Origin of the sequence: Emticicia aquatica (genome assembly GCF_923079645.1) — a bacterium.
Classification (GTDB): Bacteria; Bacteroidota; Bacteroidia; order Cytophagales; family Spirosomataceae; genus Emticicia; species Emticicia aquatica.
Window position 1 is genome coordinate 48,420 of the sequence record NZ_CAKLPY010000001.1, and the last position, 16,423, is coordinate 64,842.

9 protein-coding genes are annotated in these 16,423 nt (G+C 35.6%); all 9 read right to left on the reverse strand.

Features of this window, described 5'->3' with window-relative positions; genetic code table 11:
- Positions 1-5: 5 nt before the first annotated feature.
- Positions 6-1,178 (reverse strand): DUF4249 domain-containing protein, encoded by a 1,173-nt coding sequence (locus MJQ71_RS00150; protein WP_238803689.1) that lies wholly within the window; start codon positions 1,176-1,178, stop codon positions 6-8.
- Positions 1,179-1,182: 4 nt separating this feature from the next.
- Positions 1,183-3,939: a TonB-dependent receptor gene (locus MJQ71_RS00155; RefSeq protein WP_238803690.1), complete on the reverse strand. Its 2,757-nt coding sequence runs from the start codon at positions 3,937-3,939 to the stop codon at positions 1,183-1,185.
- A 2-nt stretch (positions 3,940-3,941) separates the two neighbouring features.
- Positions 3,942-4,679: a hypothetical protein gene (locus tag MJQ71_RS00160; protein ID WP_238803691.1), complete on the reverse strand. Its 738-nt coding sequence runs from the start codon at positions 4,677-4,679 to the stop codon at positions 3,942-3,944.
- A 65-nt stretch (positions 4,680-4,744) separates the two neighbouring features.
- Entirely contained in the window at positions 4,745-6,433 is a 1,689-nt protein-coding gene (locus tag MJQ71_RS00165) for a GH39 family glycosyl hydrolase (RefSeq protein WP_238803692.1), read from the reverse strand.
- Between the two features lie 23 nt (positions 6,434-6,456).
- A complete protein-coding gene (locus MJQ71_RS00170) occupies positions 6,457-7,392 on the reverse strand; it encodes a glycoside hydrolase family 43 protein (protein WP_238803693.1) in 936 nt (311 codons plus the stop codon).
- 197 nt (positions 7,393-7,589) lie between these two features.
- Positions 7,590-9,983: a glycoside hydrolase family 95 protein gene (locus tag MJQ71_RS00175; RefSeq protein ID WP_238803694.1), complete on the reverse strand. Its 2,394-nt coding sequence runs from the start codon at positions 9,981-9,983 to the stop codon at positions 7,590-7,592.
- Positions 9,984-10,160: 177 nt separating this feature from the next.
- A complete protein-coding gene (locus MJQ71_RS00180; protein ID WP_238803695.1) occupies positions 10,161-11,036 on the reverse strand; it encodes an inositol oxygenase family protein in 876 nt (291 codons plus the stop codon).
- A 169-nt stretch (positions 11,037-11,205) separates the two neighbouring features.
- Positions 11,206-12,891, reverse strand: coding sequence for a RagB/SusD family nutrient uptake outer membrane protein (locus MJQ71_RS00185; RefSeq protein WP_238803696.1), 1,686 nt, complete (start codon positions 12,889-12,891; stop codon positions 11,206-11,208).
- 64 nt (positions 12,892-12,955) lie between these two features.
- The gene (locus MJQ71_RS00190) at positions 12,956-15,994 is read right to left on the reverse strand and encodes a SusC/RagA family TonB-linked outer membrane protein (protein WP_238803697.1); all 3,039 of its coding nucleotides are present in this window, start codon (positions 15,992-15,994) and stop codon (positions 12,956-12,958) included.
- Positions 15,995-16,423: the final 429 nt, after the last annotated feature.

The window sequence follows — 16,423 nt, forward strand, 5'->3', positions numbered from 1 at the left end:
TTATATCAGTTGGGCCAAAAAGAAGGTTTAACATTCGTGCCACTTAATCGACAATCAACACATTCGGGCGGAGCTGCAAAAAATGAAACTATTGTTGGAAATGGAGCTAATAATGGAACAACATTGGTTGGCATAAATCCCAAAGATTTATCTCGAATGGTATTACTATTATTGCTAAACATCGTTTCTTTACAATTAGAATTATAATCCCAGTTTGGTACTTGTTTATGGTCAATAAAAATTCTTTTTTCTTGAATTGGGCAAATAGAAAGATAGCCAATGACGGGTTCGTTAGGGTCGGTTACACCATGAATATTGCCGTATAAAACAGCGGGTTGAGCATCAAAAATTGTTCCTGTCATTTCTGAGTTTTTTTTCATTATTTCCAAAAACTCAAAGGCTTCTTTGGTCAAACTTTTTTGTTTCACTTGAATGCTATAAAGGGCATTTAGTTTGGCTGAAGTGGAAGGAATAAATGTCAGTGGTAGATTGATTTCATCTTTACTTAATTTGACCGAAGTACCAATCAAGATTTGCGTAGAAACCTGCGATTGCCAACAAAAATACATGCTACTATCAAAATAATTGTTGTTGTTGGGGTCACGATAAACAACTTTATACGTATTTCCTCGCTGACCGCCAGTGATAACTTCGTATTTGAGGTATGACTTAAAATCCGCAGGATGCTCCCAGGTTTCAGTAAACTCCCAAAGATAATAACGTGTATTCCCTTCAGAATCGTGGGTGTTTACATATAATTGAACGCCGTTTGTTTCACGTTGCCAATAAATACTATCAATCGGTGGATTGTTTTTTATTGTCAGAAAATCTGATAGGTATTCTTTGCCTGCTTTGGTTTTGATGTTAAGTCGGTATTTTTTTTGCGTGTTCAAATTTAAATTATTGGCAATATAATGACCTGCTGTCTTTTCTGTCAATACATTAAAAGTATTGTCGTCTGCTTCAACTCTCACGCTTGCACCGAGTTCAAAAACAGTTTTTCGACTGTCTAATTTTGTAGTTCGACTTAACGTAATATCAGTAATTCCTTGACCGCTATTGATTGCTCCTTCGACCACCAAATAGCCAGTTTCGGGTGTGATAACAGGCGAGTCGTATTTTTCTTTACAACCCGTTATTATCCACAAAAAGATTAAGTAAAAATATATTTTATTCATTGAGCTAAAATCTGATATTAAAGTTGATAAATGGTATTGCACTACCAAAAATGGAAAGTTTATAACCATTGGTTTGTCCATTTTCCGAAATGTAATAGACCGAATACGGGTTTTTCCGCCCCGTAATATTATAGACGCCAAGTGTCCAAGAATTATGCGTTTTTTGAAAAACCTTATGATTACCCTCAATATTCATAGAAAAATCCGAGCGAAAATAATCTGGAATCCTATAACCGTTTCTTTCTAAATATAATGTACGCACCGAGCCACCATAGTTATATGCCCCCGACGGCAAAGTTATGGGGCGACCTGTGCTATATGTTACATTTAATGAAGTACTGAAACGATGACTAAAATGATAGTTTGTAATCACAGACACATCGTGTGGTTTGTCATAATTAGCAGGGTAAAACATGCCTTTATTGATGAGTTCGCCAGCCTGTGGGTCATCCATTTTCAAAAGAATTCGAGACCAAGTGTAGCTTACCCAGCCATTTAATTTGCCTTTAAGTTTTTTTACAAGAAACTCAACACCATAAGCTTTGCCCTTTGTTGCAATCACGTCTGTTTCGATGTGATGATTCATTATCAATTGAGCACCACTTTTATAATCTAAATAATTTTTGATGTTTTTATAATAAACCTCGACCGATGTTTCGATGCTATTTGATTTAAAATTATTATAAACACCCAAAGAAACTTGGCTACCATGTTGAGGTTTTATATTCGTATCGCTTAATTTCCATACATCAGTTGGGGCAATTGAAGCAGTATTTGAAATCGAATGAATGTATTGTTGTTGGGTATTATAGCCTGCTTTTAACGAAAAATTATCAGTAAAAGCATACCGTAAAGATGCTCTGTATTCGGGAGCGGCGTAGGTTTTGATAATACCATTTTGAGAAACACTATTGAGCATATTGTTCAATGTTTTCGGCAAATTTGCAGGGTAAATATTTACTTCGTGCGGCCCTAAATAGTTGAAAACAGAAAATCTAATCCCCGCATCGAGGGTAAATAAACTCGAAATTGTATAAGTATCACTAAAATAAATAGCACTTTCTAAGGCTTTTTCGGTAGCAATTTGGTCAGGCTTTACCAAAGATTCATTGCTCAATGGTAAATATGAGCCAGGATGTAATTGATAATGAAGCGTATTTATACCAAAATCGAATGTATGTTTTTTGTCTAAATAATAATTGAAATGTGCCTTGAAAAAAGCTTGATTGATGTCAAAACCCAATTGATAGGCTGTTGCTGGAAATTTTTGGCTAGAAATTTTATAATGATAATTTGTCAAACCACTTGTGAAAACACTTTGGAGTTTGTCATTGTAGAGATGTTTCCATTTTATCGAAACATTCTTGTTTCTGTAGCCAAAAAGGGTATCGCTATTGAGATTAAAATGGTCTTGACTTAAATAAGCAGTCAGATAAACATTGTTTTTCTTATTGATTTCGTGGCTAATATTGAGATTTAAGTCATAAAATGTGGCTTTACTTCCTTTATATGGCTCTGGTAAAAGATTCAAAAGCCAATTCGCATAAGTGGTACGCCCGCCAACAATAAATGAAGTTTTACTGTTGATTGGCCCTTCGATATTCAAACGGCTAGTGAGTAGGCCAATACCTGCTGAACCCGTAAATTTTTCTTTGTTTCCTTCGCGTGTATTAATATTTAAAACTGAGGATAAGCGTCCGCCATAACGTGCTGGAATGCTACTTTTGAAAAGTTCAACATCCTTAATAATTTCAGGATTAAAAGCCGAAAACATTCCAAAAAAATGTGAAGGATTATAGATTGGAGAATCATTGAATAAAATAAGGTTTTGGTCAGCCGAACCGCCCCTAACATTCAAACCTGTACTGGCTTCACCCGTTGTTTTTACCCCTGGCAAAGTGCTTATTACTTTCAAAATATCAGTTTCTCCAAATACAACTGGCACTTGTTTTATTGCCTTAATATCAACTTTCTGAACTCCCATTTGGGCGTTTTTGATGTTACTTTCTTTTTGAGCAGTGATGATAACATCGTTCAACGCAACAACGGTTTCTTTCAAATCAATATTAAATTTGCCATTATTATAAATATAAATTTGCCTTTTAGTATCTTTCATTCCTACGCTTCTGATGTGTAAAGTATGCCGACCTTTCGGTAACAAAAGCGAATAATAACCATTGGCATCGGTCGAAATTCCGACGCGAGGTTGCTCAATAAAAACCGAAGCACCTACTATTGCTTCGCCACTGATGGCGTCTTTTAAATATCCAGAAATACTAAAGTTTTTTTGTAAACTTTTGATTGATTTATCACCAATTTCGTAGAGCTTATTTTCCCAAACAGCTTTTTGTTCTGGTTCTTCAGCGTAATTAATGTTTGTTTGTGTTTTTCTTCTATTATTTTGATTGGAATTGGCAAAAAAATCTGTTGCAATAAACAAGTTTAAGGTTTTACCTTTTGTAAGAAAAACATGAAAATTATTGTCAAAAGCAAAGTTAAAATCGGTCTTATTGAATAGCTGATTAAGGGCATTTGCCAATGGTTGTTGTTTAATAGAAATTGTTACCAAAAGACTATCAAACTCAGACGCATCATAGTAAAAATGATAATTTGTTTGTTTTTCTAACTCAGTAATTATTTCGTTAATTTTTGCATTTTTTAAGTCTAAAGAAACAAATGACAGAGAATCCTGTTGCCCAAAAGCTTTTGAAAAAAACAAGAAACCCATTATAAAAAGTAAAAAAATAAAGCGTTGTTTCATGCTTATTTGGTTAGCTGGTCATGGAAATTACTCACATTTACGAGAAATATATCTCTGTCATTTTTGAAATTCAAAGAATTGTTTTTTAAGTATTTTTGAATATCTTTTTTATAGTCTTTATAAACCCGAAACACGTCTGTTTTTTGCCTTATTGGATAATAAATGTTGTTGTTTTTGATATAAAAAAACCTTTCAATTTTTATGTATCGAAGCACTCCTTCAACCGTCGAACCTAATGTTTCATTAACAGTTTTTGTTTCTCGCTTTAGTACATTTACTTTTCCATCGTAAAGGACTTGATAGAACCCTGAAGTCAAATTATTCAAACTGTCTTTTTGAATGCGAATAAAAAAAGCATTTTCAAGGGTAAACTGTGAAATTTTATCATTGATTAATTGGATAAAATGAGAAGAATCTTGAAAAATAATTACCTCGGCTACTTCATCATAAAGCAACTTAACGTTTGGATAAAGTACATTTTCGTACACAATTGAGCCTTTACAAAAGGTATTTTTATTAAAGTAAGGATGACCATTTTCTTGAAATACAAATTGATAAGTTGGATATTGACTTCCATTGTAAAGCCCCGATTGTTCTCCCATTTTTTGATGATACAAAGCCACCGAATTATCAATGGCTTTTTGATAAAAAACACTGTTACTGACCGATGTTTGTGCAACCGTTCTGTGGGTTTTACCAATGAAAATAATGAATAAAATTGATACTAAAAATGGTTTCATGCGTACATAAATAAATGAGTCAATTAGAGCAAAATTTGTACATCATTTGTTGTCTAAATAAAATTTTACCAATCTAATTTTAGTAAAGAAACGCCTTGTCGAGGTAAAGAAATGTTAAGTTTTAGCTCACCATTCGTAGTTTTTAAATAAATCGGTGATGTCAACAAGGTCAATTGTCCTGCTTTTTCTAACACAGCGATTTGCTCATTCGTTGGATTTTCGGGAGAACCCATTTTTTTCCAAACTTCGTACGCATTACTATTTTCATTATCAATGCGATAATGGAATAAATTGACTGTTTTTGCTGGTAAACCTTTCAAATTTAGGTCAATAATAGCATTTTTCGCCTGCACATCGTCGTCATGATAATGCCAAAGCATAATCGCTGCCGAGCGATTATCTTTGCTTGCAAGGGCATCAATGTCAGCATTTTTGCCTCGAACACTCGAATCTCGCACCATCGAAAAAGTATAATTTTGATTGCCTTTTACTTCTGCTCGTGAGCCACTCATCAGACCAAACATTCGGAAAACATTCAATACTGGTTTATCAATGCCATTGGTTGCCAAATCTCTAAAACCGTAGAAATAAGGTTGGTTTTCAAATTCAAAAGACCAGCTTACGGCTCCCAAAAGATTGGCGTTGAAATAATCTGCGAGGGCATATTTTCGAGCAAAAGATGCGGCTGTATAACTCGAATACATAGTGCCATTTCGGTAGGCGTTTTGTGGATTGGTTTTCATGCCACAAGCGGCACAGCCTTCGGGGTCAGACTCGCCAATAATGATGGGAAGCTTTTTTAGCGTTGGAAAAGAAGTAACTATTTTAAAGCCTTCCGAAATATCTCGCAGCTGAGTTCCCATATTCATTTGCACATGTCCATCAACTATTTTCGGTGAACCTTTGGCATGAAAGCTAATAAAATCAAGTGGAGAACCAATTTTCCCAGTTACATAATTGGTGTCAGCTACGCAATGTTTTAAAAATATTTTCAAAAACTCAGAAGCTTTGCTCCAACTTGGGCCTGTTGTTTCGGGGCCACCCATTTTGATTGTAGGCAAAGCTCGTTTGGCGGCATCAGCAGTATAATCGTATAATTTGCAGTATTCCTGCACAGTTCCGCTCCAATAGCCGATATTCGGCTCATTCCAAAGTTCCCAATACCAACTTTCCACTTCTGTTTTGCCGTATCTTGTTACTGAGTGTTTTACCCATTCATATACCAAATCAGCCCATTTTTTATAGTCTTTGGGCGGGTAAGTCCAGCCTGTATAAACTTTGTCGTAGGGCATTCCTGGCTGCCAATGATGTTCGTACGGCTGTGGTTTTGTAGAAAGTGCTTCTGGCATAAAGCTAAATTGAGCCAAAGGTTTTACGCCACGTTGCAGATAAGTATCAAAAATTTTATCTACAATTGTCCAATCATAAACAGGGTTTCCTTTTGCATCTTCGGTATAAACATTGGTCGAACCCCATTTTAAATTAAGTGTATCATGGCCAGAAGTCAATAAGTTATGAGCCCGAAAATAAACAGGAACTGGACTCATTGCCGACAACTCGGAAAGAAGTTTTTTCCCATCTTTCATGTACGCATAATTTGGTTCATCAGCACCAAAAAATGCCCAAAATGGATACATTTTTCCAATGTTTTTATTGAAATCTACGTCTATTTTTGTCGTTTCAATTGTTTGTTTTTGAGCAGAACTTAACAATGAAACCAACAATATGATAGCAGAAATGGAGATTTTTTTCAATATAAATTTAGTTAAATGGTGGTTTAAAATTTCTTTTTCAAATCGTTAAAAAATATTTCTGTAACCTTAAAAACTGTTCCGTGTCGTAAGCCTTTCGGGAAGTTTACTTGGCTAGAAATATCTTCCCAATTTTTGAAGTCATTTGAGCGAATGGCACCATATTGATGGTCAATATATTTATCAAAATAAACGTAAACATATTCACCAATACGAATAGAAGTTGGGCCTTCTGCCCAATAATTTCCAGTAATTGGCGGAGAAACTTCGGTAGAAAATGAATTGACTTGATTAGATTTTATAATACGAATGTTTTTTTGTGGAGGATTTGGGTTTTCATTTTTAACAAACATATAATAGCTTTTTCCATCATCGAGTATTGTGGCATCAATGGCACTGAAATTAGGATTAAAGAATATTTTTGTTGGACTAAAAGTTTTAAAATCAGTAGTTTCGGTGTAGTAAATTCGATGGTTCAACCCTTTTTCTTTTTCAGAATCGGCAATATCCGAATGCCTTCCTGGAATTGTTGTTGCCCAAAAAATGAGGTAGTTTTTCTTTTTTTCATCGTAAAAAACTTCAGGAGCCCAAGCGTTTTTGGCGGTTGGCTCGTGTTCCATTACAGGAATTGCTTTTTGTTCTGACCAATGTACTAAGTCATTTGAAGATGCATAACCAATGATTTGGTCGTGCCAACCCGAAGTCCAAACCATTTGAAAAGTACCTTCGGGAGATTGAATAATGCAGGGGTCTCGCATTAATTTATCTTTACCTATTTCGGGTTTCAAAAATGATTTTCCAGCGTTGAGTGTTTCCCAAGAAAGGCCATCCTTACTATAAGCTAAGTGTAAACCGTCTTGACCATTATCAGTGAAATATGAGAATAAATAAACGTCTTTTTGGGCGAATACGATGGTTGGAAGAAATAGTAAAATGAGTTTTACTAAAACTGGTATTTTCATTTTCGGTTGAATAGTTTAAGGTCTATTGACCTTAAATTTAACCTAATTATTGCAGTAAATCAATTAATAAAGAAGGTTATTTTACGCAAACGTTATCGGGAACGTTCCCGCCATTTGTTTTCAGAATAAAATTTTTGAAATAGCTGTGACCTACTTTGACAATCGAATAACAGATTGTCAAAGTAGGTCACAAAGTACTACCAATTAACCTCTATTTTTTGGCCAGCAGTGAGCGAAATTTGTTTAGTTTTTTTGCCAAAAATCAAAGTGGTTTTGCCACCCTTTTTTGAAGAAATAACTGTTTTTTTGAGGTTTTTATTTTGCCAATCTATCGCAATTTCAAAACCTCCTCTTGCACAAATACCTTTTGCTGAGCCACTTTCCCATGCATCAGGTAAAGCAGGAAGTAACCTTATTTCTTTCTCATCAGATTGTACGAGCATTTCGGCTACGGCCGCAGCTCCACCAAAATTTCCATCAATCTGGAAAGGTGGATGAGCATCAAATAAGTTTGGATAAGTGCCACCACCACGTGCATAATTGGTTTTTACTTCATCGGGTTCAACATAATGCAATAACTCACGGTACATTTTATACGCATGATTGCCGTCCCAAAGTCTTGCCCAAAGATTAATTCTCCAACCTTTGCTCCAACCTGTGGTTTCATCGCCTTTAATTTCAAGTGTTTTCCTGCAAGCATCGGCTAAAGCGGGCGATTTTATTGGTGTAATATGGTTTCCTGGGAAAAGCCCAAACAAATGCGATTGATGACGGTGTTGCGGTTCGGCATCTTCCCAATCGAAGTACCATTCTTGTAAATTACCTTTTTTCCCAATTTGATAGGGATATAATTTTGCTAAAGCATCTTCCAATTTTGCTCTGAATGCAGCATCTATATTTAATATTTTTGAAGCTTTAATTGTTTTGTCAAAACACTCACGAATCATGGCTAAATCGGCACTTCCACCATACATTGTTGCTCCTTTATATCCATCAGAGGCAATGTAAATATTCTCTGGAGAAGTTGATGGTGAGGTAATTAGCTTACCGTTTTTGTCTAATACTAACCATTCCAAACAAAACTGTGCAGCACCATGCATGATGTCGTATGCTTCATTTTTTAGGAAGTTTTTGTCTTGAGTGAAAACATAATGTTCCCATAAATGTGTACTTAACCAGGCTCCAGCCATGTTCCAGTTTGCCCAACATGGGTCGCCTTGACCAAATTCACCAACAGGATTACTCATCGCCCAAATATCAGAATTATGGGCTGCTGTCCAGCCGTTTACGCCATAAAAAGTTTTAGCTGTAATTTTACCAGTTTTTGATATATTTTTAATGAAACTGAGCATTGGCGAGTGCATTTCACTCAAATTGGTATTTTCAGCCAACCAATAATTTTCTTCAGCATTGATATTTGTGGTATAATTACTGCTCCAAGGTGGACGCATATAAGGGTTCCAAATTCCTTGTAAATTAGCAGGAACACCTTCAGTTCGTGAACTGCTAATGAGCAAATAACGTCCATATTGGAAATACAAAATTTCTAAATTTTTATCTTCTTCTCCTTTGGCATAACGTCGCAAGCGTTCGTCAGTTGGAAGATTTGGGGCAGTGGTTTTGCCTAAATTTAAACTTACACGATTGAAATAATTTTGGTAGTTTTTTAGGTGAGCGAGTTTAATTTGGGCGAAAGTTTTGGCAAAAGCTTTTTGTAAGTTTTGGTTCGCAATGGCATTATTATTCAAGCCTTCGGTTGCTGGATTTTTATCAAAACCGTTAAAACTACTTGCAATTGATACATAAATCAACGCTTCGCTAGCATTTTTTATACCTAACGTACTGTCTGTTGTTATGATTTTGCCATCCGTATTTTTGATTTTTGCCAAAGTTGTAAATCGTGTGCCTTGGTTTTCATCAAAAATGATTGGATTATCACTTTTTCTATAACTTGGCTCTGCATGAATAGGAGCGTAGCCGTTTATTTGTAGTGTATTTTTGGTAGTTATAGTTTTGTATTTTAACAAACTATTAAATTTCACATCGAAAGACAAAGCCCCTTTTTGACTACTCGTAAGTTTAATAACCATGATTTGGTCTGGATACGAAACAAAATATTCACGCGTAAATTTTACGCCTTTCACTTCATAACTTACCTTAGAAATAGCTTCTGAAATATTCAATTCACGGTAATAATTTGTATATTCTTTGGGTTCATCGGAGTTGATATACATTGTTCCGAGCGGAGCAAATGATTCCGAAAATTTCCCTTGCAATTTTTTGTTGAGTTTATCTGCCAGTTTATAATCTTCATTTTGCAAAGCCTCCCTAATTGCAGGAAGATTTTTGTATGCCTCTGGATTCATATTGGCATTTACAGGGCCACCTGACCAAAGAGTGGCATCATTGAGGTAAATTTTATCCGAATTTACGCCACCAAAAACTGTTGCTCCTATTTTTCCATTGCCCAAAACTAAGCTTTCTTCAAAATATTGGGCGGGTTGTTTGTACCAAAGCGTATTGGTCGATTGGCCAAAAACACCAATAAAAGTAAATAAAAGTAAAATAATGCTGAAGTTGTATTTTTTCATTGAATATGATAGGGAAGGGTTGAATTGATTTTACAAATATAAGAAACGATTTTCAAACAATGGACATGGCTTTGTTGATTTGATATTTAGTAGATTTCCAAAAAAAATGCTTGACATTTCCAACTTTTGAAGTCGAAATATCAAGCATTTTTTACGTTTTAATTGAATCAAGTAAAATTAAAACTTCAACGTACTTGGTAAATATTTGGCTACCAAATCTTCGTAATATGGTCGAAGTGCTTTTGCATCAGGCGGAACAGGCACTTTTGAATATAAATCATAAGGATTAAACTTATCTACCCATTTAAACATTTTGTAGTCGTGTGCCGACATCAAATGGCTATATGCGTCGTCACGGTGTTGTGGATAAAATGAGTGATAGCGAATCGGATATAACGCTTCTTCAGGCAAATAATTTTTCATCATTTGGTAAAGATATTCGTCATGTCCCCAAGACATTTTTACATTTTCAAGACCGCAATTAGGTGAATAAACACCATATTTTGTATTGTATCTTTCGTCTTTTGAATCAGGATTTGCCTCAAAGAATTCTGGATAAACAATTTTGTCGGAGTGTTTGCAACCAACAGGGAAAGTATCGCCTACAACTGCCCATTGAGGTTCGCCGAATAGACATAAAACTTTGCCCAAGTCGTGCATAAAACCCATTAATACAAACCAATCTGGATGACCATCAGCTCTGATTGCTTCCGAAGTTTGTAATAAATGTTGGAATTGGTCAAGATTTGTATCAGGGTCAGAATCATCAACTAATGTATTCAAGAAATCAATGGCATCCCAAACTGACATTTCTCGTTTGTCGAATTTCAAGAATTCTTTTTCTTTCTCCAACACAAAATCGTAAGTTTGGTAAGTATGATTCAAACGATAAAATTCTCTTACAGTATTTACTCGCTCAGAATCTACGTAATTACGGTATTCTTCTTTGGCTTTTTTCTCAGCATTTTTTGGCTCTGGGTATCTTTGAAGTAAATCATCTTCCCATTCATCCATGCTTGCCAAAGGCGAAATTTCTTTTTCGGTGAAGCTCATTTGTATTTTCTTTTGAATTTTCTAAAGATTTTGCTTAAAAACTAACAAATATTGTGCAATAAAGTTATAAAATCTATAATATTTCAAATAAAATTTACGCAAACGTTTGAAATCGTTGTAGAAGAGACGTTGCCAAACAACGCCTCTTCTATCGAAATTTTGAATAATATTAATACCCTTGGTTTTGTTTCAAATAACCAGGAAGATTTGATGCACCATCAATGGCAGTTTGTGGAATTGGGAAAATTCTCTTCAACTTATCGCTGTTAGTTTTTTCAGTCCAAGTTCCTTCATATTTACCAAAACGAATCATATCTGTACGTCTTTGGTGTTCCCAATAAAACTCAAATCCACGCTCTTTGAATAAAATATCCAACGACATTGATGTCAATGCAGGTGGTGCAGATGTTCTGGCAGCTCTAACAATATTTACGTCGGCTAAAGCACCTGCAGCATCATTACTTTTACGCAATTTTGCTTCGGCACGCATCATAAAAACATCAGCCAAACGAAGTATCACGATATCGGCTTCACCGAAGTTTCGTCCACTAACCGACTTCTTGCTAAATTCATATTTTTCAACTCTGTAACCCGAACTATAATCACTTCCTGCAGTAGTGAAGTCAACATTTTCAGTAAAAAATACCGGTGCGGTTGGGCGGTTACGTGTATCATTGAAAAGCTTACCTACTTTGAAGTTTTTACCATCTGGACACTTCAAGAAAACACCATTTTTTCTAATTAAGCCATATTGTTGGCCACGTAAAATACCACGATTGATATTGAAATCTGCTTCAGCAACACAAGAATCGGCTGGATTAGAATAAATAGACAAGTTTTGCTTGTGAAATCTTGGGTCAACTGCTGCTGGATCTTTTGGTGCGTATTCGTTTGCCCAAGTTCTATAAAAATCAGGGGTAATGGCTGGGCCATCAGTTCCGTTGGCATTCGGATAATTTGGAAGCGGAAATTGGTCACCCGATAACGAGAAATATGCCATACGGTTATGTCCATTCAATTCTGCTCTTTGGTCAATCGCAAAAATTAATTCTGGATTTGTGTGATTATCCGACCCAAAAATTGAGAAATAGTCAGCAGATAACTTGTATTGTCCTGAGTTAATAATTTTATCGCAATACTCTGTTACTTTGTCCATTTCTTCTGGTTTGAAATTAGGCGTACCATAAATATCACGGTAAACTGCGGCGTTTAAATACAAACGAGCGAGTAAACCCCAAACTGCACCTTTTGAAAGGCGACCAGGCCCGACGGTAGCATCTAAATTTGGCTCAATTGCAAGAAGTTCATTTTTGATGTATTGAAAAGCTTCTTCTCCACGAATAATTTTTGATGTTTCGCCGATGTCCTCTTTCACGAAAACCAAACCAAAAAGGTCTAAAGTTAACATTGAGTAGTAGGCACGCATACCTCTTGCTTCTGCAAGATACACTTTTGCACTTGGGTCATTGAGGGTTGGCAAAGTATTGATTGCCGTAATTGCTCTTGACATTCCTTGCAAAATAAAGTTCCAAGTATTACGCAAATTTGGGTCAGTACTTTGGTAGGTATGTTGGTGCATAGCCATATAAATTCCGTTATCGCCCCAATCGGTACCGCCACGATATGGTAAAATAGCTTCGTCGGTAGAGATTTCTTGAATGGCAAAATAGTTAGTATGCAAGAAAATATCGGGAAGACGAGCATAAACGGGAGCAATGATTCCGTCGGCTGCTTGTTTGTCGGTTAATTTAGCTGCAGAAAGCGTTTCATCCAAGATTTCTTCTTTCAAGTCGGTACAGCTTTCAAAAAATATGATACTAAAAAGCATCAGTACTGAATATATTTTCTTTTTCATTTGAGTAATATTTTTATGATTTCAACTATTTATGCCTTTTTTAGTTAGACATAATTTCTAAAAATTAGAATGAAACATTTAGTCCAAAAATGATTGATTTAGCTTTTGGATAACTTAAATAATCAATACCGTATGACGATATTCCGTTGATAGTTCGGTCAGTGTTAACTTCTGGGTCGTAACCGTTATATTTCGTGATAACGAAAAGGTTTTGGCCCGTTACTGACAGACGTAATGTTGGAATATATTTGTCAATTCCTAATGCTCTCGTATTGAAATTATAGCCTAAAGCCAAGTTGTTTAGACGAAGGAATGCACCATCTTTTAAGAATCTAGTCGAAACAGGAGCGGCATTATTTGTTGATTCATTGGCATTTTTTACGGCTTCAGGAGTTGTATTAATTCCTTTCGATAATCTCAATTTATAGAAATTCGAGTTGGCAGTATTATCATAAATTTTATTACCACGCACACCATTGAAATTGACAATCAAATCGAAACCTTTGTAACCGATATTTCCAAAAAAGTTATATTGCATGGTTGGCAATGCACTTCCTGCTGCAATTCTATCTTTGTCAGTCACAAGTCCGTCTCCATCAACATCTCGGTAAGTACTCAAACCTTTGTCGTCAAATCCTGTAAATTCTTTTAAGAAAAACGTACCGATTGGCTGACCGCTGATGTAACCATTAATTGTAGCCGAGGTTAAACCAGAACCTGATGCACTTCCTGAAGGAATAACCGAATAGGGTGAATTATTAACAACATTTTTGATGAAAGTAACATTTCCACCAATTCCATAGTTAAGTCCACTTTTAGTTTTTTGACGGTAAGCTAAATCAATTTCCAAACCTTTATTGACAATTTTCATGTCGTGAACATTTGTCCAGAAAGTACCCGCAGGCTGCACTGGGTCAGAAGGAATAACTTCCAATAAAATATCGTTTGAAACTTTATTGAAATAGTCAACCGAGCCCGATAACGCACCATTCAAAAAGCCAAAATCAACTCCAATATTACTTTGTGATGAAACTTCCCACTGAATATCAGGGTTTGCCAAGCGAGTGTAGGTAGTTCCTGCTGGATAAACATTTGATGAATTAAGAGGATAACTCGTTGAAGCCGCAACTTGTGAAGTAAACAAAGCTTGGGTAATTTTTGAAGGAATTTCTTGATTACCTGTTTGTCCCCAACCAGCTCTTAATTTTAGATTACTTACTGGCGAAGATTTCATGAATTCTTCTTCCGAAATTCTCCAACCTGCTGCAAATGAAGGGAAAATACCGTATTTATTGTTTGCACCGAATTTTGATGAACCATCAGCACGAACAGTTGCGGTTAATAAGTACTTATTTTTGTATTGATAATTTACTCTTGAAAAAAATGATTGAAGTTCATTTTTAAGAGCATAACCCGATGGTTTGTTGTTGGCAAGGGTTAATTCTTGACCTAAACCTGGGTTATAAATTGGCTCAATATCAGAAATTGGAAATTTATTGATACTAGATGAACGTCCTTGTAAGAAAAACTTTTGATAAGAATGACCTGCTAATGCCGTTAGGCTATGGTCTTTCCAATCGTGCGAATAAGTAAGGTAGTTTTCGATGAGACTGTTACTGTTCGTATTGTAAATGGTTTCGAGGCGACCGTCTTGTAAAGGCACTGCATTAGGCAAAGACTCTAAATCACGAACTGAGTTTGAATTATCAATGCCATAATTTAAACGGTATGTTAAATCTTTAGTAATTTTGAAAGATGGAGAAATGTTTCCAATCAAACGGTTTGTTTTAGTGATGTCTTTTTCCAACTTTAAACTAACCAAAGGATTCACTAAGTTTGGATAAACTGCTGGATTTCCATTAGAATCATACGCTGGGTATGTTGGGTTGGTAGAAATGGCATTTCCAAGCATGCTTCCAATTGGTGGACGAGCATTTGTTGTAGAAGTTACATTTAAGTTGGCATCAACTATTAAGCGGTCATCCCAAAACTTTTGGCTAACGTTGATTCTTCCTGTATATCGGTCTAAATCATTGTTTTTCAGAATACCTTCTTGTTTTTGAGCACCAAACGAAGCATAATAAGTCAATTTTCCTGCTCCGCCACCCAAAGTTAAGTTATGGTTTTGTGTGTATGCGGTTCGTGTAATTTCTTTTTGCCAGTCGGTATTTCCTTTCAAATCTTCTAAAACACCGCCTACACTTGGTACGGCTTTACGGTATTCGTCGGCCGTGTAAATAGGCAACGCACGTGCGATTTCTGAAATACCTAAACTTGCCGAATAGTTAAGCGATGAGCTGCCTGCTTTCCCTTTTTTTGTTGTAATCAAAATAACACCATTTGCTCCACGTGACCCATAAATGGCAGTTGCGGAAGCATCTTTCAATACATCAATTGTTTCAATATCTTGTGGATTCAAGAATGTTAGCGGATTCATTGCTCCGCCTGTTCCCGAATTATCTAAAGCTAAACCATCCACTACAAATAGTGGTGTACTTCCTGTACGAACACCACCAGGGCCTCTAATCGTAATTCCTTGTGCTGAACCTGGCTCTCCACTTGCCGACGTAACATTTACACCTGCAACTTTACCTTGTAATAATTGCTCAGGCGAGTTGATAATTCCTTTGTTAAATTCTTCACTTCTGACTGATTTCACCGCACCAGTAATATCAGTTTTTTTAGCTGTACCATAGCCAACCACCACTACTTCACTCAATGTTTTGCTATCAGATTTTAATTGAATATTCAACTGTGTTTGACTACCAATTACTACTTCTTGGGCAGTGTATCCTACGTAACTAAATACTAAAACAGATTTATTATCAGGAACAGCAATTGAAAAATCACCATTGACATCTGTAATAGCTCCTTTTGAGCTACCTTTGATGGTTACACTTACACCAGGAAGTCCATCGCCTGATTCTGAATCGCTTACTTTTCCTTTAATCGTAATATCTACAGGCTGGATGATTGTTTTTGTTTGAGATGGATTTATCTCTTTCGCAAAGCCAATATCAACACACAAAAATGTGAAGAATAACTGAATAGCGGCAATTCTCATAACTGAGGAGACATTGCTTGTTTGTAATTTTTGATTCATTGTCGTTGATTGGTTTCTTTAAATTTTGATGACTTAGGAGGAAGGATATTCTCAATGACGATAAAATTGTATTGTGAGAATACCATGAAACTTGTTTTGGTTTTACTATTTTGTCATTAGTTACGCTTTGTTTTAAATGGTTAAGAAAATTGATTAAACTCTTGTATTTTGCTACAATGTGACTGAAATAATGCGTTGATTTTTGATAGATGTTTCAAATTTCTTATCATAGAAAGCACAAAAATAGTGTCCTATGCCGAATGAAAAGTTAAGATAGTATTACCTTTAAGTTAGCTTATTAATTTTGTTTGGAGAAAAATGATTCGTATTGGTGTTTAAATGAAATTTTGTCGATAAACTTAATTTCTAGTGCATTTTAGCAATAAAAAATAAGACTTTTCTCATAAAAAGCCACGCAAACGTTTGAAA